Genomic DNA, 22,750 nt, shown 5'->3' with positions numbered 1-22,750 from the left:
CGCTCAGGGCGGGCCCGGGGGTTCCGACACATGCAACATTCCGTTATACCACGCAACCACAACCACATCATAACCACATCGCAGCCGCTGTCTACCACCGGACAGATCAGCTTCCGCGCCCCCCACACAGCAAAAAAGGACTCCGCAGGGGAGCTGCCCCCGCGGAGTCCTAGCACTGTCAGGATTCCTTGATGTGCGTGTCATTGAAGTCGGCCGGGTTGAACCAATTGCCGCCGCTTGAGACCCAGGTGGAATCGAGCGGGACCCAGCTGCCTGATTCGGCCAGGTACACCTCGTTCCAGGCGTGGGAGCCCAAGCCGCCCCGGCCGTCCGACCCCAGGCCCGTGACCACCTTGACCTCCAGCCCCACCGCCCGCGCCATAACGGCGTAGAGGCGGGAATAGTCGATGCAGACGCCGGTCCGGGTCTTGTAGGTGTCCTCCGGGGTCTGCTCTTTCCAGACCCGTTCCTCCTCGTAGAGCCGGACCTTCTCCCAATCGTACTTCACCCGAGTGCCCACCCACTGGTAAAGGGCCTTGGCTTTTTCCTCGTCCGTGGTCTTCCGGGCCGTAATCTCCTGCGCCGCTGCTGCGATATCCTCCGGAATCCGGGCGTCCAGCACCTCGTACTTCCGCTTCAGGATCTGGTTGAACTCGTCCTCCACGGACCCGGCCAGGACCGGCAGCTTATCCAGCATCCGGCCGGTCAGCGGACCGATGACATCCTTCGCCCCCCGCTGATAGAGGGACGACTGGGAAGCATAGGCCGCCACCGGGGAATCCGGGAACAAGGTGGTATACACCAGCACCCCAGCGATAAAAATCAAAGCCCGGCCCGCCCCCGTAATCCCGCCGATCAGCGCACCCGCCGGTACGCTGGTCCAGGCGCTGGCCCGTCGGGCTGTCCCCGTTCCTTCCCGGCTCCTGCCGGAGGAAGCCACCGCCCGGTCCAGGACGGGGAGCACGAAGTGGGCCAGGAGCCCTTTGACGAACCCGTACAGCACCAAGAAAACCAGCGTGGACCTCATCAGCGAGAAATCCCGGAGCGAGGTCACGAACGTATAGTACATCTGGGCCCACATGGACAGCTCCCGGTTGGGTATGGCGATGTCCCGTCCGATGAGCCAAGCCCGGAGAACGGGCGAGAGCAGCCCCATCCCCTTCCAAGCCAAATAAAGGGCAGCCGCAGCGGCCGCCCCTTCCGACACAAAGCCGTACAGCTGTCTGGCCGAGCCGGTTGCCCCCCTGCGCGCTCCCTGAAGGATGGACAGAGCGACGATCAGCAGCACGATGACGGATACCGCGTTCCATGGGCTGACAGAGCTTAAGTGTTCCATCGCCATCCATCCTCCTTTCTAGCCTTTCGCAAGAAACGGCTAGTTTTTCTTTGCCTGGTCGATGAAGGTTTGGACTGCGTCGACCACCTTCATGTTGAAGGATTGGCCGGCAACGGTGACCTTCACCGTATCCGCACCCGATTTGCCATCCACTTGGATGGTCTTGCTCTTAATCGAAAAACTGCCGTCGGCGTTGCTCGTAAACTTGGCCTCCTTGGCCTCGTTGCGGATGGCTTCCGCAGCCTGATCCTTGATTGTATCCGCAACGGCCGCGGTTGCGGATTCCACCACAGCATCCTTAATACTGGCCAGTTTATCCTTATAATTGGCTCCGTAAACGAGGAGGCCCGCCACCAGCGCCAGGATTACCGCCCATTTAATTGCCGTCTTCACCAGCTTCACGACCAAGAGAAGCACGATCACCGCGCCTGCGATGATGAACCACTGGTCCTGAACGAAGCTTTGCCACTGTTCCATTCGATGAAACCACCCTTCTTCCGTTTGTTCCTAATCTTCCACTTCATTTAGGAAGCCTATTTAAATATACTATAGGCCCGGACCAGAGTTCATCCCTTTTTTGGCAATATCCGCTCTGCCATATGGATTCGCAGCAGCCCCTCGCATTGAGACCGTTCCGCCGGATCCGGGCGGTATGGTGGGTACTTTATCCTGCCCGGGAGCTGCACACCCGGTTCCGTCCCTCCAGCTTCGCCTGATACAGCGCCTTGTCCGTCAAGTCCACCAGCTCCTCCGGGCTCCCGCCCGGGGCCGGATAAACGGTAGCTACTCCGACGCTCACCGTCATGAAGGGATGGATCTCCGACCCGGCATGCGGGATCCGGAGCCCCTCTGCCGATGCCCGGATGCGTTCGCCGATGGTCAAGGCCGTCTTCTCGCCCGTATCCGGAAGCAGCGCTACGAATTCCTCCCCGCCATAGCGGGCGGCGAAGTCCCGGGACCGCATTGCGGATTGCAGAGCTCCCGCCACTCCCTTCAGACACAGGTCCCCGCCCAAATGGCCGTAGGTGTCGTTATAGGGCTTGAAATAGTCGATATCCAGCATCACCAAGGACAGGGGCTTGTTACCCTGTACCGCCAGTGTCCATTCCCGCTCCAGCACTTCATCCAGGTGCCGCCGGTTGGGGATCCCCGTCACCCCATCCAGCGAGGACAGGCGCCGCAGCTCTTCATTCACTCTCCGAAGCGCCTCGTCCGCTTTCCTGCGACGGGTGATGTCCCGGACGGAGACGACGATCTCCTTCAAGGCTCCCGCTTCGTCGAGAACCCCTTTGCTTCGTGCCTCCACCCAGACGTAGGAGCCGTCCTTCTTCAGGAAGCGAAGCTCCGGATGATGGAACACCTCGGCTCCTGCGGCCTGCAGAGCGTTGGTCCGAAGCACCTCTGCATCATCCGGGTGGACGTAGTCATAGATCTGGATGCCGGCCAGCTCCTCGGGCTCATAACCCAATAGAGTGCGGCAGTAAGGAGTGAGATAGGTGGGAACCCCAGTCTCGTCCAGCCTGCAGATCAGATCGGTGGCATGCTCCACCAGAAGCCGGAACCGCTCCTCGCTGTCACGGAGTGCATCCTCCGCCAGCTTGGACTGGGTGATGTCGTGAAGATAGACGGACAAGCCCTCCGCATTCGGATAGATCCGGATCTGAAACCAGATGCCCGCCGGGGCATAAAATTCCTGGAACGAAACCGGCTCTCCTCCGCTCATACAAGCCATACACCGCTCGTGAAAGTGGGTCTCCACAAGTTCAGGGGACATCTCCCAAATGACCCGTCCGATCAGCTTATCCCGGCTCCGGTTCAGAATCCGCTCCGATTCATGGTTGACGTAAGTGAACCGCCCCTCTGCGTCCAGTGCGAAGAATCCGTCCGTGATGCTCTCCAGGATGGCTTCCGTCCTCATCTTGGACGCCTTAAGCTCCGCTTCCGCCCGCTTCAGCTCCGTGATGTCCTTCCCGACCCCGTGGACGCCGATGATCCGTCCGTGGACCACAATGGGAATCGGGTTCCCCAGGATATGGACGATCCGGCCCGAACGGTGGACCAGCCGCAGCTCCGACTGGAGAGGTCGTCCGCGCAGCGCTCCTGAGAACAGGTCCAGGATGCGGCTTTTCTCCTCCGAGGGGACCAGGTCCAGGAAGCGCATGCCGCGCAGCTCCTCCACCGTGTAGCCCGTCAGCCGCTCGGCGCTCGGATTGGCCGTTACGAACCGGCCCTCCACGTCAAAGGAACAGACGGCATCCAGATTGTTGCGGAAGAGCGAGCCGTACTTCTGCTCGTTCTCCATTACGAGATCCTGCAGCTGGTAAGAATGCCGCAGGTAGCGGACAATGGAGAAGGCCAGCATGCCTCCGGCTATCGAGACGATGGAGTAGAGACTGATGAGCTCCAGCCGTCCCGGGTAACCGGGAAGCAGCACCAGGATAAAGCCGATGCCGACGCCGACAGACAACAGATTCGCCAGGTTGAAGGCCCAGATTTCCCTAAGCTTCAGCCGGGATACCCCCCATGCGGAGAACCCGATGAGAAGCGCGCTTACGGCGGCGAGCAGAAGAGTCCCGTTTATGCCCAGGTACAAGAGCCGCCCCGTAACGATGGTGACGACTGTCAGGAGCATGGATGGGAGCCCGCCGTACAGGGCGGAGAGCACGATGATCACATTCCGCAGGTCAATCACGATTTTTTGGCCGTCGATCCAGATATTGATGCCGGAATGCATGAGGATCAGCGCGGTCGCTCCCAGCATGATCCCCATGGTGCAGCGCTTATAGCGCATTCGGCCTAGTCTTGGATTGCGCAGCAGCTGCCCCCAGACGAATAGGGTGGAGATCAGCAGGGATACATTGGCGATGAGTTCTTTGATCAAGGAAACCTGCACCTCCGGGAACCGATCGTGTTCATATTCTACAAATTTCGACAAAAATCATCATTTTCCCTCCTTATATTGAAAATTCCATTACTTTCTTCTTTGCGTCTAAGCTTGCTTCGGCCTGGGATACCCCGGTCATACCGGGCAGACAAGCTGCGTATGATGGTACATAGAGACAAGACCACTCGGAGCAGAAGAGAGGATGATCCACCGGTGAGAACCGCGATATGGCTGTATTTGTTCATGTTCGTCGCCTTCTTCGACCTGCACGCCCAGTACCCGATCCTGACGCCGTTTGCGGTTTCCCTGGGAGCGGCACCGTCCTTCATCGGACTCATTCTAGGGGTCTATTCCATCACCCACCTGCCGGGCAACCTGATCGCCGGGTTCGGGGTGGACCGCTACGGCAGCAAAGGCTTCATCGTCACCAGCCTCATCCTGGCGGGGGTTCTGCTCCTGTTCCAATCCCGGGTAACCGATCCCTGGGAGCTTCTCGCCGTACGCTCCATCAGCGGCTTCGTGCTGGCCTTCCTGTCGCCCGCCTGTCTGGCCCTGCTGGCCAAGCTGGCCCGCGACCACATCCACCGCAGCAAGCTGATGTCGGGCAATGGGCTCGTCCACACCCTAGCCTCCGTGGTCTCCCCCGCCGCAGGCGCCTACCTCGTGGCCAAGATCGGCTTCACCACGGCCTTCACCGTTCTCGGATGGGGCCTGATCGTCACCGGAGTGCTGGCCATCTTCGGGATCCGCGAGGCCTCCCATGCCACCGGCGTTCCGGGTGAACGCTTCGCACCGCACCCCCACGGCGGAAGAGGAACCGCATCGGCCGGAGATCAGCTCCCGCCGCCTGCAACGGACCGCGGCATCCCTTGGCTCTTCTTCGCCCTGCCGTTGGCCATCTCGTGTTCCCAGGGCATCCTGTTCTTCGAGCTGCCGATGCTGAATCATCATGATCACGGACATTCCGCCGCATCGGCCGGCTCCATCCTGACCTCAGGCATCCTGTTCTCCCTCGTCAGCCTGGGAGCGCTCCTGAGCTTGAGCATGGTATTCCTGAACCGATTCTCCCCGCTGTCCAGGACCGTGACCGGCTGCTTCCTGCTGGCGATGGTATTCTTCCTAATGGCGGTTGATGCCCCCATCTCCCTGTACATTCTTCTGTTCCTGATCGGCATGAGCAAGGGGGTCATCTTCCCCGCCATCGCCAGCCTCCTGGGCTCCGCAACCCATGCCACCCGATACGGGCGGGCTTACTCCGTGCTCTCCATCGCCTATTCCATCGGCTCCTTCATCGGCCCCGTGGCGGCAGGACACTTCCGGGAGTCATTGTCCTCTTACTTCATCGCCTTCTTCGTGCTGATGCTGGGGCTAATCTTCCTGCCGCTGGAGCGGCTCCGTCTCACGCCAGCGGGGGAAACTCCCGCCGCATAGACGCCTGCACCGGACAAACCGCCCAAGGATCGTCATCTGCCCATGGGTAAGCGCACAGTCCATGGGTTCCTACCTGAATAAGATGGTATTGTAAATGACCTAACCGGTCAGGAAAGAGGGGTGTGGCACATGGGCGCTATGAATCCTTGCGGCGGCGGCGTTGTTTGGACCTCCACCGGCTTGATCCTTGTTCTCTATATCCTCCTGGTCATCGTTACCCGCGGCTTCTGGTTCTAATTCCTGAAGACGGCAAAAAGTCCGGTGCTTGAGCACCGGACTTTTTGCCTTTTGCAACCCTGGCAGCTAGAGCAGCCGAACCAACGCCATGGCCGCCGCGATGCCCGCAACCACCGTCAGCAGGAGGCTTCGGGTCCGAACCGCGACCAGCCAGGCCGGAATGGCCGGAAGCACCATCAGCGGCTGCCAGGCCGGAGTACCGTCCCGAATGAACAAGGCTTGGGCCAAAAGCGCTGACATGACCGCCACCGGTATGTGCTGGAGCCAGCGGAGGCTCCACTCCGGCAGCTCCACCCGGCTTAGCAGCGCTAGCGGCACTACCCGGGGCAGCAGCGTCACGAGGGCCGACGCCAGAATGATTAGCAGGACATCCCCTCTTACCTCCATGCTTCCACCGCCATTCCCGCCGTCGCCGCGATGACAATCGCAGCCAGCACACTGAGACTGGGCGACAGCCACAGGCAGCCGATCAGCGTGGCGGCCACAGCAGTGCCCATGACGATCAGATCCACCCGCCACTTGCTCCGGGCCAGCAGCTGCAGCACCAGGAGCCCGATGAACATGCCGGGCAGAGCGAAGTCCAGCCCGTAGCCGGTCGGGTCCTCGATCCATAGTCCGAACACAGCGCCGATGGCCGTCGCCAGCACCCAATTCACCTGTGCGGTCATATTCAGTCCAAGCATCCATCGGCCGCTCCCGCGCTCCCGGCCCGGCAGCATCGTAGAGGCCACTCCGAAGGTTTCATCCGTGAGCTGAGCGCCCAGGATCAGATTTTTCCAGATGGGGAGATGCTTGAAGTAAGGCGCCACGGAAGCGCTCATCAGCAGGTGCCGCAGATTGACCAGGAATACGGTCATGGTAATGGCAAGACCGGGACTTCCTGCCGCCAGCATGGCGGACATGATGAATTGGGCCGAGCCGGCGTAGACGAAGACGGACATGAGCACAATCTCCATCACCGACAGCCCCGAGGTCTTGCCGATGACGCCGGCGGCGAAGCCGATGCTGAGATAACCCAACACCGTAGGGATGCAGTCCTTCACCCCTTGCAAAAAAGCCCCACCGGCACCCACAGGAAGCTCCTGGGACGGCGCTGTGATGCTTCCGATTGGTTTCTCCATAGATCCCACCGTTTTCTTTTTTTTATAGTCCATTATCCCTTAGCAAGGCAGCTTTCCACAATGCCGAATTTCACTCGAGTTCGCCTTCCCCGTCCGTCCGGCCTTAAGGTACAATAGAGAACACATGAAATCATATACAGAGAGATTCAGGAGGCGGAGAACCATGATCGACATTCATTGCCACATTCTTCACGGATTGGACGACGGACCGAAGGATCTCGAGGAATCCGTAGAGCTGGCGAAGCTGATATACGCGGACGGGATCCGGCATGTCATCGCGACGCCGCATTTTCACCAGGGGCTGATTACGGACAAGCGCTTGATCTTGGCCCGGATCGAGCAGCTCCATGCGGAGCTGGACCGGCTTCGCATCGGCTTGACGGTCCATCCCGGACACGAGGTGAGATTGGATCATCCTTCGTTCTTGGAGGAGCAGCTGCGAGGCGGCGGCTTCCACTTCCTGGGGGGCGGCCGGGGCTATCTTCTCTTGGAGCAGCGCTGGACCGACTATGAGCCAGAGACACCCGGTATCGTCAAAGGGCTGCTCGAGCAGGGCATCCAGCCCATTCTCCCACACCCCGAGCGGCATTTCTTCTTCCGCGAAACTCCGTCGCTGCTGGAGGACCTGGTGGAGCAAGGGGCCTGGGTTCAGGTCACGGCGGACAGCCTGCTCGGAGCCCATGGCGAAGAGGCCCGGCAGTTCTCCGAATGGATGGCCGACCGGACCTTGGTTCACCTCATCGCGACGGATGCCCACAACATGAAACGGCGGCCGCAGCTGACCCTGGGCTACGAATGGCTCGAGACCCGTCTGGGTGCAGCATACACCGCCGAGATGATGGCACGGACCGAAGCCATTCTGTTGCCTTAACAGCTGAACGCCCCGTCCTGTCGCTTCTCCTACCTTACCGTCACCGGCGGGCCGGCCTTGGCATAGATGGCCAAGGCCAGCTCCGTGGCACGGGATGCGGATTCCCCCGTAATGAACGGGTCGCGTCCCGTATCCAGCGCCTCCAAGAAATCCTCCACCAGCGACACGAACAGACCGTCGTTCTCTACGGGCGGAGCCTCCGGAAGCTCCAAGCCCGGAATGTCCAGGCTGAGAATCCCCTCGTAATCGGCGGTCACGCTGCCGAGTGTCCCCGTAATCTCCACATATTCCTTCTTCATGCCGACACTGGCGGTAGAGGCCTCGATCATGCCCACCGCCCCATTGCCGTATCGGAGCATGGCGTAGCCGTGGTCCTCCGTCTCGATGTCATGATAGACGCGGAACGTCCTCGCCTCCAGCACCTCCTCGCAGCCCCCGGCCAGCCACAGCACCATATCGAGGAGATGGCTGCCCTGTTGGATGAACGGGCCGCCTCCGTCCAGCGCCCACGTCCCGTGCCAGGAATCGTAATACTCCTTCGTCCGGTAATGCTTCATCATGGCATCCACCACCGTGATCCGCCCCAGACGTCCCTCATCCATCCATGCCTTGATCTGCCGGATGTGGGGAATGAACCGCCGCATGTAGGAGACCGCCAGCATGACGCCGTGCTGCTTGCAGCTGGCGATCATCTCCTCCTGCCTGGCCGGCTCGATATGAAGCGGCTTCTCGCAGAGGCAGTGCAAGCCCAGCGACGACGCCTGCATGACGCCCTCGTAATGGAGCGCGTTGGGCGTGCAGATGACGGCCGCCGTCGCTTCCGAGCGGGCGGCCACCTCCTTCAGGTCGGTGCCCCATACGGGAATCCCGTGTTCCCGGGCGTAGGCTTCGCACTTCCCCGGATTCCGGCCGACCACCCCCACGATTTCGGCACGGTCTTGGAACCGGGCGATGGCGGCCGTATACTTGGCGCTGATGGTCCCGTGACCCACCAGAATGAATCGCTTCATGTCAGCTTGCTGCCTCCTTCAACGTTTCCGGACCGGGGCTTCGCGCCGACCGCCGGAACCACATATAGACGATCAAGAGCTCGACGCAGGCTCCCGCAGACGTCACGACCCCCGCCAAGGCTCCGTTCAAGTGCGGGAAGGCGTATACACATAGGATGAGCAGAAGGATGGAAAAAGTTACGGAAACCATCTTCCCCATCAGAATGACCCGGGTCCGCCCGAACAGCATGGACTTGCCTGCGATGAAGTCGATCCAAGGGAACAGCGCCGCCTGCAGGGCCAGAATCCGAAGCAGGATCCGGACCTCGTCCAGGAGCTCGCCCTTCAGTCCCATGACGCCCCGGAGCAGCCAGCTTCCGGCCGCCTCCGTAGACACCGTCAGCAGGAACAGCGGGGACAGAACGGACAAGGCGGCCACCACAACGGCCACGTTCCGGGGCTCCTTGCGGTAGAACTGGATGACGATCTGGTGCACCGAGGCACAGAACCAGGCCGCCATGTTCGACAGCTGGATGGCCACTGCATAGGACGCCACGGCCAGAGTCGCGTCGGAGCTGGCGTTCAGCCCCGCCTGGATGCTCGGGTTCAGCATGACAACGATGACCGAGGAGTAGAGGAGCGGCATATAGAAGGGAAGAAGACTCCGGGTCTTGCGGATCGTCTCCTCCTCCCGGTGCTCGGGAAGCTTGCTCTGGAGGCTCCAGCCCTCCCAGACCGCCACCGAGCATTCGATGATGATGCCCACCAGGAAGATCCAGGCACCGGCCCGGCCGTCATCGGTCCAGCCGTTATGGATGAACAGCCAAGACATGCTGAACATGACGGCCACGCGGATGCCCATCCCGAGGGTCATCCAGCCCGTTCGCAGCTGATTGATGATGACGCCTTGGAACAGGCTCCGGAGGCCGGAGAAGACGTAGAGGAAAGCCAGCACCTGATACACGCGGACCGTCGGCACCGCCAGCTCCTCCTTCACGCCGAACACGTGCCGGAACAAGGCCTCTCCGGCCGGGGTCCAGCCGATGACCACACTAATCGCCAGCAGGATGCCGATCAGAATCCCCGTCAGCTTGGCGACGGACCGGAACGAGGTCCGGTCCCTCGAGAACTTGCTGGAGGATTGCCGGATGGCATTGGAAGGCATATCGATCAGGAAGGAGAGGCTCAAGGCCACCGCATACGTGCTGATGGTAAAATCCGGCGTGCTGGAGCGTGCCAGCACGCTGTTGACGATGACATGCGTCAGAGCGGCCAGCATGGAAGAGATACCCATGGGGATGTAGAATTTGATGATGCGCAGCATGATGGCTACTCCTCCCGGGCGATGGTCATGCCCCTATCATAACGATGGACCCGGAGCGTTCCCGCTGCGGGCCATCGTTTCCATGCATATGGCACGTTCGAATGCCGAGTGGCTTGCTCCGGATTACTTCCGGAAGCGGAACCAATCCACATCCGTGTAGCCCTCATACCCTTCGGCCCCGTTCATCCGGAGGGAGAACAGACCCAGCTTGGCGCCGACCCAGCCGCCGGGCACCGCCGTGAAGGCGCTGCCGATGGTCTTGTACGACTGGCCGTCCAGGCTGTAGGCCCAGGTGAAGACCGCCTCCAGCACGCAGGTCGTCCGCAGGAAGACGGTGCTCGTGCCGGCCGGAAGCTCCACAGCATCCGCTACGGTCTCCGTCGAGCCTTCCTTGCTTCCATGGCCGGTGACATAGACCAGCTTCAAGCCCGTCTCCGTCTTCTCCAGCGCCACATACGCATAATCATGGCCGAAAACCGTGAGGCCGGCCCGCTCGCCGACGGCTCCCGGATGGAAATCCAGCTTGGCCTCCGCCGTGAACTCCGGCGCCGGAAGCTTCTGGCCGATGACGCTCGGCGCGTGGTACAGGGTGGTGCCGCCTTCGGGCAGCGGCTGGGTGTAGAGCCGCAGATGGCCCGGATTGGCCTTCAGGGAGGACCATCCGGACTTCCGGTTGCCCTGCCACTGCCACTGGAGACCGAGTACCGGCAAATCGAACTCATCGTTCGTCTCCGGCTCCGCAGCCGGCCATTCCTTGCCTACGTTAGGCTTCTTGTGGATGATAACCGGCTCTCCCAGAACGCTGTCGCCCGTCGAGGTGCCCATATAGGGCCAATCGTTCTCCCAGCCCATAGGCTGGAGGTGGACGATACGCCCGTAAGCCTCCCGGTCCTGGAAGTGGACGAACCAAGATTCCCCGGACTCCAGCTCCACATAACCGCCCTGATGGGGGCCGTTGACCTCCGTTGAGCCCTGGGCCAGAACAATCTTGTCCTCATAGGGGCCAAAGACGGACTTTGACCGCAGGATGGTCTGCCACCCGGTGGGCACGCCGCCTGCCGGCGCGAAGATGTAATAGTAGCCGTTGCGCTTGTACATCTTGGGCCCTTCCATGGTCGGATGGTCCTGCTCCCCGTCGAAGATGACGACACCATCATCCAAGAGGGCCGTGCCGTCCGGCTTCATGCGGCACATCTTCAGGCGGTGCTTGATGCCGCAGCGGCTCCGGGCGAAGGCGTGGACCAGATATGCCTGGCCGTCGTCGTCCCAGAACGGGCACGGGTCAATCCAGCCCTTGACCTCCTTGACCATGTGCAGCGGCGACCAGGGACCCGCCGGATTCTCCGCCGTGGTCATGTAGATGCCTTCGTCCGGCGCGCTGAAGAAGATCCAATACTTACCGTCGTGGTACCGGATGCTGGGAGCCCATACGCCGTCCCCGTGACGGACGCAGCCGTCATACCCGCCCGGCAGCACATCCACCGCATGGGCGATCAGGGTCCAATTGACCAGATCCTTGGAGTGCAGCACCGGCAGTCCAGGTGAGTGGGCGAAGCTGGAGGCCGTCATATAGAAATCCTCCCCCACCCGGACCATATCGGGGTCCGAATAATCGGCGTACAGGATCGGATTCCGGTAGGTTCCGTCCCCCAGATCCGCCACCCACACGGACTTCATACCTTGCTCTTTCGACATTGATAACCCTCCTCTTTCATTCAATAGATGAACCATGTATACTCTTGTCATACAGCATTTTTATCGGCCTCTATTTCCAAGAGCCCAGCAGTCTTGTATGATACATATTGTCACTTTTTGTGGAACAAGGATAGGATGGTGAACGCCACCATGAGCGACCTCATCGGGATCAAATACCAAATCGACGACCAGCTGTTTTCCATACAGCAGATGCGCCGGACCGGCTACTACGTTATGCCGCGGCCCCATACCCATCCCTACTACGAGCTCTATTATCTGCTCCAGGGGGAACGGGTCTATTTCATGAACGGCAAAGTCTATACCGCCCAAAAAGGAGATTTGGTCCTGGTCCGGCCGGGAGATCTTCACTCCACCGCCAGCTCCCAAATCGAAGAATTCGAGCGGGTGCTCGTACACTTCGCCCCGGAGTTCCTGACCGAACAGGACCGTGCGGTGCTGGACCTGCCCTCTTTTCAGGAGTCGGCGCTGCTGCGCTTCCCTCTCGACCAGCAATCCGAGCTGGAGCACCTGCTTCTGACCATGCTGTCCGAATGCCGGGAAGAGCCCGCTCTCTACGCATCCTATGTGCGGAGCCTCCTTATGGAGTTCCTGATCCGGATCCACCGCAACGGGAATCTGGGACAGGAAACCACCGAAGCCTCCCACCCCATGCATCAGAAAATATCGGAGATCGCTTCCTACATCCACGATCATTACCGGGAGCCTCTGACGCTGGACCATGTGGCGAAGCTGTTCTACATCAGTCCCGCGTATCTCAGCCGGATCTTCCTGAAGCTGACGGGCTTCCACTTCAGCGAGTACGTCCGGGTGGTCCGGATCCGCGAGTCCCAGAAGCTTCTGCGTACCGGCAAGGAGAAGATCCACCGCATCGCCGAGATGGTCGGCTTCGAGCACGTATCCCACTTCAACAAGACCTTCAAGAAGGTGACGGGCTACTCGCCGCTTCACTACCGCAAGCATCATAAGGGATGAAGGACGGCCTTAGCGCCGCCCTTTCTTCCCTTCCCCTTGCCTCCCCTTCCCTAGCCGCTTACACGCTGTGGATCTCGACCCTTCCCGTTACTTCAGGGGCGACGGCTACGGCCCGGCAGTTCTCGGCCGTGTCCGGCTGCCGGCAGTCGATGGCACCGCTCCGGCTGCCGCTGACCGTCAGCATCCGGCTGTCCCCGCTTCCGCTTCCCGTAAGCCGGAGAATGTCCACCTCCTCGCATTGATGCAGCTTCACCAGAGGTCCCTCGGCCGTCGTCAGGCGCAGATCCTCCAGGCGGAGCTTCTTGGCGTTGTGGCAGACCACGCCCTGCTTGGCTTCCGCCAAGTAGTTGCGGATGGTCAAGCCTTCGACGGGCATCTCGGCCAGGCCGTTGATGAGGAAGGCGGTCTCCGCACCGGTGCACACACAATCGTCGATGGTGATGTTGCGGAACACCGGTGTCTCCTCCGTGACGGGGAATGCTTGGTCCCGAGCTTCGCCGGAGCCTTCCTTGCCCTCGTAGAAGAGCGAGAAGGAGATGGCTTCGCCGACGATGTCCACCATGCGGATGTTGCGCATGGCGATGTCCTCCACCACGCCGCCGCGTCCCCGGGCGCTCTTGAAGCGGATGCCGATATCCGTCCCCATGAAGGTGCAGTCGGACACGTCCACATACCGGACGCCGCCGGACATCTCGCTGCCGACGACGAAGCCGCCGTGGCCATGGTATACGATGCAGTTGCGGATGGTGACGTACTCCAGCGGCATCCCCAGATCCCGGCCGGGCTTATCCTTGCCGGACTTCATGCAGATGGCGTCGTCGCCCACGTCGAAGCTGCAGTTCTCCACCAGCGCGTACTTGCAGGAATCCAGATCCAGGCCGTCGCCGTTCTGGGCGAACCAGGGATTCCGCACGGTGACGCCGCGGAGGGTCACATGCTCACAGGCCCACGGATGCAGGTTCCACGCCGGGGAATTCTGGAACGTGGCATCCTGCAGGAGAACCCGCTTGCAGCGGCGGAAGCTGAGCAGATTCGGACGCAGGTAATCCCGGATCTCCAGGAAATCCGCCGGCTCAGTCTTCCCTTCCCGGAGCAGCTCGGCCAGGCGGGCGCCGCCGTTCATCGCTGCAGGGCTCGGCCACCACATCATGTTGGCCTCGTCCACTACGCCGCCGCTTGCCGCCAGCTTCTTCCACTGCCTGTCGGTCATCTTCCAATCCTTCACGGGCCTCCAAGCCTCACCGCCTCCGTCGAACACGCCGGTACCGGTGATGGCAATATCTTCACAGCCCTCGGCGTCCAGCGGCGACTGGCAGCGGACGGCCGGCAGGCCTTCAAAGGTCGATGCAATCAATGGGTAATCGCTGAACCTTTTGCTGAACAGCACGGTTGCGCCGGCTTCTGCGTGAAGCTCCAGACGGCTGGCCAGCTTCAGCGGTCCGGTCAGCCACAGGCCGGCCGGAATGACGATGCGGCCTCCGCCCGCTGCCGAGCAATCGGCGATGGCCTTCCGGAAGGCCTCGGTATTGTCGGTCACTCCGTCTCCCACGGCGCCGTAGTCCGTTAAGCGGAATTCGCGGTCCGGAATGGCAGGCAATTGCACCTCTGGCATGGTCCATTTCTTCTCTGTTGGGTTAATGATCATTCTCCACTCTCACCTCGCTGTCAGTTTAAACAAAATTGAACTAAGTTTCCATACATCTTGTTGATCATTTTATGTATTATTAATCTTTCTTGTCGTATCAAAGGAGAAAACCGCCTTGCACTCAAGGCGGTTTCCATTCGTTATGATGTGCAGGCCGGGCGTTGGAGATTCTTCCCTTTCGACATGTGGCAAGCCGATGGGCTAACCGGTGGATGGTGCAAAGTGAACTTACCCTTAGGGATCATGATGGAACGAACGATACTTCACCCATTGGTCAACTTCATCCTTCATGAACACCTTGGTCTCCCCGATTGCTGCATACGGTATCATGCTGTAGGTGTCCCAGGAACCGTTCGATCTCCGCAGCTCCACTCTCTTGGTCTGATCTTCGGCTATGATCTTCTGTAAATCCGCATTAGAGACATGCAAATACTCCGATAGCTGCTTCTCTGTCATCATCGGGTTCTCTTCCCTGCCTCGAATAGGGCTTCCGGCTTCTCGTGACAGGATGAGTGATCCGGCAATCATGCTCATGCCCAGGATGCACGATGCGATAATCATGGTTTTCTTCACAAGGACTCCTCCCCACAAATACCCCGTATCTTACTGCCTAAATTTACCACAAGGGGAGCCTCTCTAACAGCATGCTTGCCAAACGAAACACCCCGGCGCTTCTGAAGCGACGGGGTGCCTATAGGATATTGCTTATTTCGCCTGCTTGAACAGCCGGCTTACGATCACGGCTGCTTGCGCACGGTTGGCCGGGCTCTTCGGTGCGAAGCGTCCTGTGCCTACGCCTTCGATGATGCCGCTGTCGCGCATGGCGTCCACCGCCTGGACAGCGTAGGAGGCGATCTCGTTCTCATCGCGGAACGCTTCCCCGGAGGCTGCATTTGCCGTCAGTCCGCGACCGGTGGCTTGAGCGGCCCGGAACACCATCACGGCCATATCCTCGCGTGTGATCGGATCCTCGACGCCGAAGCTGCCGTCCTCCTTGCCCTTCACGATGCCCAGCTTGTGGGCGGCTGCCACGGAGCTGGCGTACCAGCTTCCCTGCTCCACATCAGTCAGGCTGCTCTTCGCCGCATCGTCCGTGAGCTCCAAAGCGGACATTAGCATCTTCAGGAACTCAGCCCGAGTCACCTGGTTCAACGGCTGGAAGCTGCCGTCTCCGGTTCCGTTCACGATGTCACGTGCTGCCATTACTTCGATGCTGCTCTTCGCCCAAGCAGCCTGATCAAGATCCTTGAAGGTGACCTCATTGTAGGCTGCCACATACCGGCTGAAGTGAGGCGGCTTAAATTCTACCGCTCCGGATGCCGCTTGGTACTGTCCGTTCTTCACCGTCTGCAGCTTGCCCTTGTCATCCAGATAATAGATGACGACCTTATCCGGATTCTCCCCCGCACGAAGCGTATAAGGAATCTGTACCTTAACGCCGCCGCCGAAGCCGTTGACCGGGCTGCCGTCCACGGACAGGCTGAAGTCGTAAACTGTGCCGTCTCCCACCTTGGACAGGACGGAATCGGACAGTAAGGAGGCGTCCACCTTGGCGACGGCCAGCTGCAGATCGGCTCCGCCGTTCTTGAGCGCCTTACCCAGCAAGCCGGCATCCAGCGAAACCTTGGCCATACCTGCATCCAGCACCGTCGTTTTCACCGTTCCGCCGGCTGCCTGAAGCAGCTCCTTCGCCGGCAGGGACAGCTTCACTTCCTTGGCCCCTGAGGAGGGAGCCACTTGAATGAGCAGGCTTTCCTTCGCACTGCCGGCGGCCTTCAGCAGGTCGGCAGCAGGAATAGACACGGAAGCTACTCCCTTGGAGTCCGCCGGCACATCCACCTTAACCGATCCATCTGTAACTGTGGAAGGAAGCGGTGCCGCCATTCCACCCTTGACGGCGCCGGGAATGCTGCCGCTGTCGGAGCCCGAAGAAGGCGTATACCTCTGATATACCACTTTAGGTGTCATCAATTGGCCGGCCAGGACGGCTGCTTTGATATCCTCGCCCAGGTAGAAGCCCAGATGAGGCGGCTGGTTGTAGGCTGAGTTCTGCCAGCCGATGCCGTTGCGGTATACCGGATCATGCATCAGAGTGTACAGCCGGTAGTCCGTCGGCAGGGTGGTGCTGTAGATCCGGAGCTCGGAGCTGTCGGTTGTCGGCAGCAGCACCTCCTCGCGCCAATCGCCGAGAATATCCGCCTGCAGTGTCGGGGTTGCCTTGGTCCCGTTGCTGCTCATGACGCCGTCAAAACTTCTTACGGCAGCGGTCGTGCCGGTTTTCTCATTGAACTTCGTGATGCTGGTATTGTCCAGCATCTCCTGCAGCAGGTCGCCGTCCCAATACAAAGCGTAGTTCATGGAAACGCCTGCGGTAGAGTAGCTGGTATAGGAGTACGTACCGGTTGTGACGCTGTAGATCCCGCCTCCGGTTGCGGTTGTCGTGCCTTTTGTAGCTCCCCAGAACTCATGGCCCGGCTTGGAGTCAATATTGGCGGCCAAGCTGCGTCCTGCGTCCACATAGTTATAGTAAGCCTGGAGAGTCTCTCCCGTCGCGGCGTCATGCACCTCCAAGGAGGCCACAGACGGCTCCTCGTGCACTTCCACGACCTGTAAGCCTTCCCGCGTCGGGTCGAAGGCGCCCATGTGCATAGCGTCGCCATGGGAGCCCTGCACGCGTCCTTGGTTTCCGTCCATTGCGTACAGAATCTTGCCGTCATGATCCAGAGTCAGGGAGCCTGCGACGATCTCATCGAAGCCGTCGTTATCCACGTCGCCGGTGGACAGGTTGTGGAAGCCCAAGCCATCGCCGCGTCCCGCTGTATTCGAGTCGAAGGTCCATTCGGTTACCAGCCTGCCGTTCACCAGGCTGTAGGCCACGAAGGTGGTCCGCTGGTAATAGCCCCTGCCGAATACGGCGCTGGGCTTGACTCCGTCCAGATAGGCCAGACCGGACAGGAAACGGTCGGAGCGGTTGTACCAAGTATCACCCCACGAAGACACCTCTCCGAGTGGGAAAGCGTACTTTACCGAATCGATCAGCCTGCCAGTCTCCCCGTTAAAGACGGACATCCACTCCGGTCCGCCGGTGATATGGCCGCTCTCGTTCAGATAGTCGCCGTTGTCAGCCGGATTTCCTATAACACTCATGACCTTGGAGTAATCCACCTTGCCGCCGGTGGCCCCGTATACCGTGGTGGCGTCGGCGGTCTTGATCATGAACTCCGCCTTGCCGTCCCCGTCAAAATCGGCGGCGATAAACTGGTTGTAATGGGCGCCGGAGGTCAGGTTCAACCCCATGTCCATGCGCCACAGCAGGGTACCATCCAACTTGTAGGCGTCGAAGAGGGTTGGCCCCGTCATCGCGCTCTGCGAGCTGTCGATGGCGTTGGAGGGGTACCACTTGACGATGACTTCATACTGTCCGTCGCCGTCCAGGTCGGCCACACCGCCGTCATTGACGCTGTAGCTGTACTCGCCGGAGGCCGTTGTGCCTCCTGCAGGCTTTTGCATCGGGATGGACAGGTAATTCTTGTCGGAAGCGTCCATCATATTCCGCTCGGTAACCGTCCCGTTCACCAGCGTCTCCACCGTATACCGGTCTCCGGCTACACCTGCCGCATCCAGAAAATTCCCGGCTGCCAGCGGTTCGGTATTAAGCAGCTGCCCGTTGCGGTACACATTGAACCGTACATCGCGAGCGTATTCATCCCCCAGAAGGCGCCAGCTCAGGAAAATACCCGTGTCCGCCTTCAAGGCCACTACACCCCGGTCCAGCCACTCGGCCTGGCGCTTGAGTGTGCTTGGCTTCAAGCGGTTGTAGACGTAATTGGTGGCATACCGTCCGAAGCCGTTCTCCACGGAGCCGCCTGTCGTTAATGCCCCCCGGAATTCATATACGCCCGGAACGGCCGGATTCCACGGAGTTCCTACCGAGGACCAGGTCACTCCCAGGGTAGCGGTTGATTTGTCGGCCAGTGTGACCTTGACCGTCTGCGGAAGCCCGACGGAAGCCGGATTGGTGGTGGTCTCTTGCACATAAACAGTGCGGTAAGGCAACTGCTGCACCTGAGTAATCCGGCTCAAGGGTATGGCTGCGGTGGACACGCTGAAATTGTCCAGATAGGTGGTCCACGTGATATTGTTGCCGGAGGTCCGGACCCCCGCCAGCCGGACGGAGGACACCGAGCAGTCGAAGGCTACCCCATCCAGAGTAGACGTATAGGATTCCGTCTTTCCGTTGGATTTGTCCGTCATCGTCAGCTGGACTCGGTTGTTCTGCACGTCGATCAGGATCTGCACGGCATACCAGGTTTGCGGGTTGGTGAAGACCGTATTCGAGGGCAGCTGCTTGCCGGCGAAATAGGTCAATGGAGAGTTATTCGTATTGTTCAGCGTGTAGATGACGTTGTTGGAGCTGTCGCTGATGCGAAGCTCTCCGGCGTTCTCACTGGGATTGCTTCCCTTGTCATTGACCTTGCCGGGATACCAATCGAAAGCCAGCAATGTTTGCGCTCCAATGATCGGGGAGCTGAAGGTTTTGGTGGCGACGCGTCCGCCTTTTTGGTCGCTCATATTGAAGAGGAGCTTGGGCGTGCTGTTGGTGTAGGTACTGGTTCCCACCGTCGCCGTGTCAATGGCGAGCGTGGCGCTGGAGGTGGTGAAGCCCCAGTTGGCCGGTGTCACCGTCCCCGAATCGCCGAAGTCAGTGGAAGTGACGGTTTGCAGTACCGCGGCACCTCCCGTATTCGTGCCTGTGCTGTCCGCCCATACCAAAGATGCGTTCGATAGGACTAGAGCCCAGGTTAAAGCCAGGGCCAACCATTTTCTAATGTGCTTGTTAGGACCCACTTTCACATAACACTCCTTTGACCTTGTAATGGCCGGGCGCAAGTATGCGCTTACAAATCACAGCCGTTTGACATGCCTCCGCTTGATCATTCGCCTCCCTCTCTCTTGACGATTGCAGTCTACGGATACGGCTGGAGCCCTTTTCGCCCTTCGAATGTTAACTATGCTCTGCGCCGGATTATCCGTCTAGCACACTTTTTTGCAGCCCGGCACCATGCGATTAATGCTGGGATAGAACTTTTTTGACCGCGTTTCTCTTTTCTTGCTTCCAACCGGTTCTTGACGAGGCGAAGTGTTCAGAGCAACATTTTCCGGCCTTGTGGTACAATACAACCAGAACCGCCAGGGGGGGGGATTGACAGCAGATGGACATCGCGATCATCGTGGAAGGCAAAAACGACCGGGCTCGCTTGAAGCGGCTCCTCGATCCGGAGGTGCTGATCCTATGCACGTACGGGACGCCGGGGGCTGACCAGCTGGCGGACCTGCGGAAGCGCGTCGGGGACCGGGACGTATTCGTGTTCGCCGACAACGATTCCTCCGGTAAGCGGATCCGGGCCATGGTCAGCGATCTGTTCCCCGATGCGGAGCAGATCTACACCCGCCGCGGCTACGCCGGGGTCGAGGGCACACCGGATGAATACCTGATCCAGCAATTGGTAAAGGCGGGGCTAGAGGAATACATCCTCTATCCGCCGCCTGAAGAAAGCTTGCCGTAAACGCTGCTTGTTATGGGATGAACCGGATTAAATAAATAACGAGGGTCACCGTCACGATGCTGGCCACCGTGGAGGAGAACACCGCCTGCGAGGCGAAGTCCGGCTCATTGTCGAACTCTACCGCCAAGAGGACGCTGGCCAGTGAGGTGGGCACTGCGCAGGACAGCACCAGCGCCTGGGCCATCAGGCCGTGGATGCCCAAGAGCCAGACGATGCCGAAGCCTAACAGGGGGGCCACGCAGAGCCGAAGCACATTGGACCAGGCAATATTGGCCAGCCGGTCCGGCTGCCACTTCATCTGGCCCAGCTGCACCCCCAGGGTCAGAAGTGCCAAGGCCGTGTAGCCGTTGGCAATGTAGGTGACCGGCTCATAAAGAGGCTGCGGGATGGGAATATGCAGCTCCTTCAGCACGACGGCCAGCGGCACGGCGTAGATGACCGGCATGCGGGCGATGGTCCGAAGCGTCTCCCGCAGGGTGCTCTTGTGAGCGTTCACCGCATAGATGCCGTAGGTGTTGGGCAGCACGCTCTGGAACACCATGACGATCAGCTGGACCGACATGGTGAAGGGGTTGTTCGCGAACACCAGCTGGTTCAGCGGAATCGCGTAATTGGCGCTGTTGTAGAAGAGCACGCTGTTGCGCATGGCGCTCTTCATGCCGCCCTCCACCTTGCGGAAGCGGAGCACCACCTCTGCGATGGCGTAGAGCGTCCCCAAGAAGAGCACGATGAACAGAATGATCTGGAACAGGATCACCGCCGACAGCTCCGACTCGTAAAGCAGCTTGAAGATCATTACCGGCGTGAACAGATAAAAAATCAGCTTGGAGAAGGTCTTGATATCCAGCAGGAACCGCCGGTACAAGCCTGCCCCCAAGCCGATCATGATGCTGAGCGGAATGATGTTATGAAGTAAGATATGTCCGAAATACCCCATGCTGCAACGGTCCTTCCGAACGAGCGCTCTGGATTACTTGGCTTTGGACAAGGCCAGCAGGTCCTTGGCGATGGTGTCCGCCGACAGCTCCAGATCGTTCGCGTTGTAGTAATGGCGGATCTGCCCCTTCTTATCCACCAGGAAAACCACATTCGTATGCGCAATATCCCCGTTCGCCTGCTTCGCCACTCCGATCTCCCACTTCCGGGCCAGCTCCAGCGAATAAGCCTCCTCGCCTCTCAAGAAATACCAGCCGTTCAGATCCGCGTGGAACCGACCGGCGAATTCCTTCAAGGCCTCCGTCGTATCCTTCACCGGGTCGAAGGTAATGGAATAGAAGGCGGTCTTGGTGCCGAAGGCATCCTTCTCCTTCAGCTTATCCTGCACCTGGGACAGCAGGTACGTGGTCATCGGACAGACGTCCGGGCAGGACGCATAATAAAAATACACCAAGCGGGCCTTGCCGTCTGTGTCGTGAAGCGTAACATTCTTCCCGTCCAGATTCTGGAGCGTGAAGTCGGGGCCCGGCTTGTCGTAATTGAACTTCGACGTTTGATTCCCCAGCGTCTGGTACAGAATCGCGGCCCCCAGGACCAGCAGAACGGCAATGCCGGCGACGAGAGCCCAGACGGGCGGATTTTTCCTGGCTGTTGCGCTCATGCTTCCTCTACCTCTCCCTTCTCTTGTGCAAAAAGAAATCCCATGCCGGAAGACACGGGATATCCCACATCTATAGAATTACCTTCCTGCCGTGTCAATGACCATAATGACGAAGAGCAGCGTCAAATAATTGATGGAAAAAAGAAAGACTCCTTTGGACCACTTGATCTCATCCCGGGCCCCGAAGCCACGGGCGCACATGAACACCCAGGCCAGGCCGAGCACCGTGGAGGCGACCAGATAGAACACGCCCACATAGTTGTAGGTGTAGAGCAGGATGGATACCGGCACAAGCGGCACAACATACCGCATCATGCTGATCTTCGTCGGATGGACGCCCTTGACCACCGGTAACAGCGGATAGCCGGCCGTCCGGTAATCCTCCAGCCTGCGGATGCCCAAAGCCCAGAAGTGAGGCGGCTGCCACAGGAACAGAATCAGGAAGAGAATGAGCGCTCCCATGTCCAGCTGGTTAGCCACAGCCGCGTATCCGATCACCGGGGGCACCGCGCCGGAGATGGCGCCGATGGTAGTGCTCCAGACGGAGGTGCGCTTCAGCCAGGCGGTGTACACCCACACATAGACGAAGAGGCCGAGCAGGCCCAAGAGGGCGGACAGCGGGTTCACGAGAATACCCAGGACGGACACGCCCACGACCCCGAGGAATATTCCGTAGCCCAGCACCAGGTTCGGTGTCATGGCCCCAGTAGGCAAAGCCCGGTTCCGGGTACGTGCCATCTTCACGTCCATATCCCGGTCCAGATAGTTGTTCAGCACGCACCCGGACGCCATGACGAGCATGGTGCCGAGCAGGGTCCAAACCATAAGTAACCAGTTGATGTCCCAACGGGATGCGATCCAAAACCCGCCGAAGGTCGTAATCAGATTCGAGAATAAAATGCCGGGCTTGGCGACTTGTACAAAGTCCTTCCAGCTCAAGCTCCGCGGCACCGGGGTCTCCAGGGCCCCGCCTGCAGTTCCGGCTTCGGAGTCGAAGCGGACTTGCTTTTCCATTGCAGCTTGTTCCACGAGGCGGTCTCCTCCTCCAAGTTCTATGCTT

General features: G+C 59.8%; 19 protein-coding genes. 5 read left to right on the top strand and 14 right to left on the bottom strand.

Annotation, left to right across the window (positions count from 1 at the left end):
• Window positions 1-178 precede the first annotated feature (178 nt).
• The 3 genes from ACSEXW_RS12325 to ACSEXW_RS12315 all read right to left on the bottom strand — a co-directional run bounded on the left by ACSEXW_RS12325 (window position 179) and on the right by ACSEXW_RS12315 (window position 4,217).
• Window positions 179-1,336, bottom strand: coding sequence for a transglutaminase domain-containing protein (locus ACSEXW_RS12325; protein ID WP_438446454.1), 1,158 nt, complete (start codon window positions 1,334-1,336; stop codon window positions 179-181).
• Between the two features lie 39 nt (window positions 1,337-1,375).
• Window positions 1,376-1,813 (bottom strand): hypothetical protein, encoded by a 438-nt coding sequence (locus tag ACSEXW_RS12320; RefSeq protein ID WP_438446453.1) that lies wholly within the window; start codon window positions 1,811-1,813, stop codon window positions 1,376-1,378.
• Window positions 1,814-2,000: 187 nt separating this feature from the next.
• The gene (locus ACSEXW_RS12315; protein WP_438446452.1) at window positions 2,001-4,217 is read right to left on the bottom strand and encodes a PAS domain S-box protein; all 2,217 of its coding nucleotides are present in this window, start codon (window positions 4,215-4,217) and stop codon (window positions 2,001-2,003) included.
• 216 nt (window positions 4,218-4,433) lie between these two features.
• On the opposite strand from ACSEXW_RS12315, the gene ACSEXW_RS12310 reads away from it, so the two are divergent.
• Both ACSEXW_RS12310 and ACSEXW_RS12305 read left to right on the top strand, forming a co-directional pair.
• Window positions 4,434-5,651, top strand: a complete 1,218-nt coding sequence (locus tag ACSEXW_RS12310; RefSeq protein ID WP_438446451.1) for an MFS transporter — start codon at window positions 4,434-4,436, stop codon at window positions 5,649-5,651.
• A gap of 129 nt (window positions 5,652-5,780) precedes the next feature.
• On the top strand, window positions 5,781-5,888 hold the full coding sequence (locus ACSEXW_RS12305; protein ID WP_438446450.1) for a YjcZ family sporulation protein: 108 nt from the start codon (window positions 5,781-5,783) through the stop codon (window positions 5,886-5,888).
• Window positions 5,889-5,954: 66 nt separating this feature from the next.
• Here the strand turns inward: ACSEXW_RS12305 and ACSEXW_RS12300 are convergent, their stop codons facing one another.
• Window positions 5,955-6,275 carry an AzlD domain-containing protein gene (locus ACSEXW_RS12300; protein ID WP_438446449.1) on the bottom strand — a complete coding sequence of 107 codons (321 nt, stop codon included), beginning with the start codon at window positions 6,273-6,275 and terminating at the stop codon, window positions 5,955-5,957.
• On the bottom strand, window positions 6,266-6,988 hold the full coding sequence (locus ACSEXW_RS12295) for an AzlC family ABC transporter permease (protein ID WP_438446645.1): 723 nt from the start codon (window positions 6,986-6,988) through the stop codon (window positions 6,266-6,268). The genes ACSEXW_RS12300 and ACSEXW_RS12295 overlap by 10 nt, the downstream gene beginning before the upstream one ends.
• A 184-nt stretch (window positions 6,989-7,172) precedes the next feature.
• Here ACSEXW_RS12295 and ACSEXW_RS12290 point away from each other — a divergent pair, with 184 nt between their 5' ends.
• The gene (locus ACSEXW_RS12290) at window positions 7,173-7,880 is read left to right on the top strand and encodes a tyrosine-protein phosphatase (protein WP_438446448.1); all 708 of its coding nucleotides are present in this window, start codon (window positions 7,173-7,175) and stop codon (window positions 7,878-7,880) included.
• A gap of 29 nt (window positions 7,881-7,909) precedes the next feature.
• Here ACSEXW_RS12290 and ACSEXW_RS12285 read toward each other — a convergent pair whose 3' ends face one another.
• From ACSEXW_RS12285 to ACSEXW_RS12275, 3 genes are all read right to left on the bottom strand, one after another.
• Entirely contained in the window at window positions 7,910-8,890 is a 981-nt protein-coding gene (locus tag ACSEXW_RS12285) for a Gfo/Idh/MocA family protein (RefSeq protein ID WP_438446447.1), read from the bottom strand.
• Window position 8,891: 1 nt separating this feature from the next.
• On the bottom strand, window positions 8,892-10,193 hold the full coding sequence (locus tag ACSEXW_RS12280; RefSeq protein WP_438446446.1) for a hypothetical protein: 1,302 nt from the start codon (window positions 10,191-10,193) through the stop codon (window positions 8,892-8,894).
• 123 nt (window positions 10,194-10,316) lie between these two features.
• Complete coding sequence (locus tag ACSEXW_RS12275; RefSeq protein ID WP_438446445.1) at window positions 10,317-11,888, bottom strand: glycoside hydrolase family 43 protein; 1,572 nt, start codon at window positions 11,886-11,888, stop codon at window positions 10,317-10,319.
• 150 nt (window positions 11,889-12,038) lie between these two features.
• Between ACSEXW_RS12275 and ACSEXW_RS12270 the strand changes: the two genes are divergently transcribed.
• The gene (locus ACSEXW_RS12270; protein ID WP_438446444.1) at window positions 12,039-12,881 is read left to right on the top strand and encodes a helix-turn-helix transcriptional regulator; all 843 of its coding nucleotides are present in this window, start codon (window positions 12,039-12,041) and stop codon (window positions 12,879-12,881) included.
• 58 nt (window positions 12,882-12,939) lie between these two features.
• Here the strand turns inward: ACSEXW_RS12270 and ACSEXW_RS12265 are convergent, their stop codons facing one another.
• The 3 genes from ACSEXW_RS12265 to ACSEXW_RS12255 all read right to left on the bottom strand — a co-directional run bounded on the left by ACSEXW_RS12265 (window position 12,940) and on the right by ACSEXW_RS12255 (window position 19,374).
• On the bottom strand, window positions 12,940-14,526 hold the full coding sequence (locus tag ACSEXW_RS12265; RefSeq protein ID WP_438446443.1) for a glycoside hydrolase family 28 protein: 1,587 nt from the start codon (window positions 14,524-14,526) through the stop codon (window positions 12,940-12,942).
• A 234-nt stretch (window positions 14,527-14,760) separates the two neighbouring features.
• A complete protein-coding gene (locus ACSEXW_RS12260; RefSeq protein WP_438446442.1) occupies window positions 14,761-15,099 on the bottom strand; it encodes a hypothetical protein in 339 nt (112 codons plus the stop codon).
• A 132-nt stretch (window positions 15,100-15,231) separates the two neighbouring features.
• The gene (locus tag ACSEXW_RS12255; RefSeq protein ID WP_438446441.1) at window positions 15,232-19,374 is read right to left on the bottom strand and encodes a rhamnogalacturonan lyase family protein; all 4,143 of its coding nucleotides are present in this window, start codon (window positions 19,372-19,374) and stop codon (window positions 15,232-15,234) included.
• Window positions 19,375-19,739: 365 nt separating this feature from the next.
• Between ACSEXW_RS12255 and ACSEXW_RS12250 the strand changes: the two genes are divergently transcribed.
• Window positions 19,740-20,093: a DNA primase gene (locus ACSEXW_RS12250; protein WP_438446440.1), complete on the top strand. Its 354-nt coding sequence runs from the start codon at window positions 19,740-19,742 to the stop codon at window positions 20,091-20,093.
• 10 nt (window positions 20,094-20,103) lie between these two features.
• On the opposite strand, the gene ACSEXW_RS12245 is transcribed toward ACSEXW_RS12250, so the two are convergent.
• The 3 genes from ACSEXW_RS12245 to cyoE form a co-directional block, all read right to left on the bottom strand.
• Window positions 20,104-21,030 (bottom strand): AEC family transporter, encoded by a 927-nt coding sequence (locus ACSEXW_RS12245; RefSeq protein ID WP_438446439.1) that lies wholly within the window; start codon window positions 21,028-21,030, stop codon window positions 20,104-20,106.
• 33 nt (window positions 21,031-21,063) lie between these two features.
• Window positions 21,064-21,690: an SCO family protein gene (locus ACSEXW_RS12240; RefSeq protein ID WP_438446438.1), complete on the bottom strand. Its 627-nt coding sequence runs from the start codon at window positions 21,688-21,690 to the stop codon at window positions 21,064-21,066.
• 78 nt (window positions 21,691-21,768) lie between these two features.
• Entirely contained in the window at window positions 21,769-22,704 is a 936-nt protein-coding gene (cyoE, locus tag ACSEXW_RS12235; RefSeq protein ID WP_438446644.1) for a heme o synthase, read from the bottom strand.
• Between the last annotated feature and the right edge of the window lie 46 nt (window positions 22,705-22,750).

The sequence above is a fragment of the Oryzibacillus soli genome (genome assembly GCF_051594765.1).
In the GTDB taxonomy this organism is placed as follows: domain Bacteria; phylum Bacillota; class Bacilli; order Paenibacillales; family NBRC-103111; genus Paenibacillus_AR.
The sequence above is the reverse complement of the archived record's forward strand: the minus strand, read 5'-3'. Positions and strand labels throughout refer to the sequence as shown.

Bases quoted from the DNA above. Each gene is read 5' to 3' on its own strand.
- ACSEXW_RS12240 (WP_438446438.1), bottom strand. From the start codon at position 21,690: ATGAGCGCAACAGCCAGGAAAAATCCGCCCGTCTGGGCTCTCGTCGCC.
- ACSEXW_RS12245 (WP_438446439.1), bottom strand. From the start codon at position 21,030: ATGGGGTATTTCGGACATATCTTACTTCATAACATCATTCCGCTCAGC.
- ACSEXW_RS12270 (WP_438446444.1), top strand. From the start codon at position 12,039: ATGAGCGACCTCATCGGGATCAAATACCAAATCGACGACCAGCTGTTT.
- ACSEXW_RS12320 (WP_438446453.1), bottom strand. From the start codon at position 1,813: ATGGAACAGTGGCAAAGCTTCGTTCAGGACCAGTGGTTCATCATCGCA.
- ACSEXW_RS12285 (WP_438446447.1), bottom strand. From the start codon at position 8,890: ATGAAGCGATTCATTCTGGTGGGTCACGGGACCATCAGCGCCAAGTAT.
- ACSEXW_RS12265 (WP_438446443.1), bottom strand. From the start codon at position 14,526: ATGATCATTAACCCAACAGAGAAGAAATGGACCATGCCAGAGGTGCAA.
- ACSEXW_RS12250 (WP_438446440.1), top strand. From the start codon at position 19,740: ATGGACATCGCGATCATCGTGGAAGGCAAAAACGACCGGGCTCGCTTG.
- cyoE (WP_438446644.1), bottom strand. From the start codon at position 22,704: ATGGAAAAGCAAGTCCGCTTCGACTCCGAAGCCGGAACTGCAGGCGGG.
- ACSEXW_RS12275 (WP_438446445.1), bottom strand. From the start codon at position 11,888: ATGTCGAAAGAGCAAGGTATGAAGTCCGTGTGGGTGGCGGATCTGGGG.
- ACSEXW_RS12305 (WP_438446450.1), top strand. From the start codon at position 5,781: ATGGGCGCTATGAATCCTTGCGGCGGCGGCGTTGTTTGGACCTCCACC.
- ACSEXW_RS12325 (WP_438446454.1), bottom strand. From the start codon at position 1,336: ATGGAACACTTAAGCTCTGTCAGCCCATGGAACGCGGTATCCGTCATC.
- ACSEXW_RS12290 (WP_438446448.1), top strand. From the start codon at position 7,173: ATGATCGACATTCATTGCCACATTCTTCACGGATTGGACGACGGACCG.
- ACSEXW_RS12300 (WP_438446449.1), bottom strand. From the start codon at position 6,275: ATGGAGGTAAGAGGGGATGTCCTGCTAATCATTCTGGCGTCGGCCCTC.
- ACSEXW_RS12280 (WP_438446446.1), bottom strand. From the start codon at position 10,193: ATGCTGCGCATCATCAAATTCTACATCCCCATGGGTATCTCTTCCATG.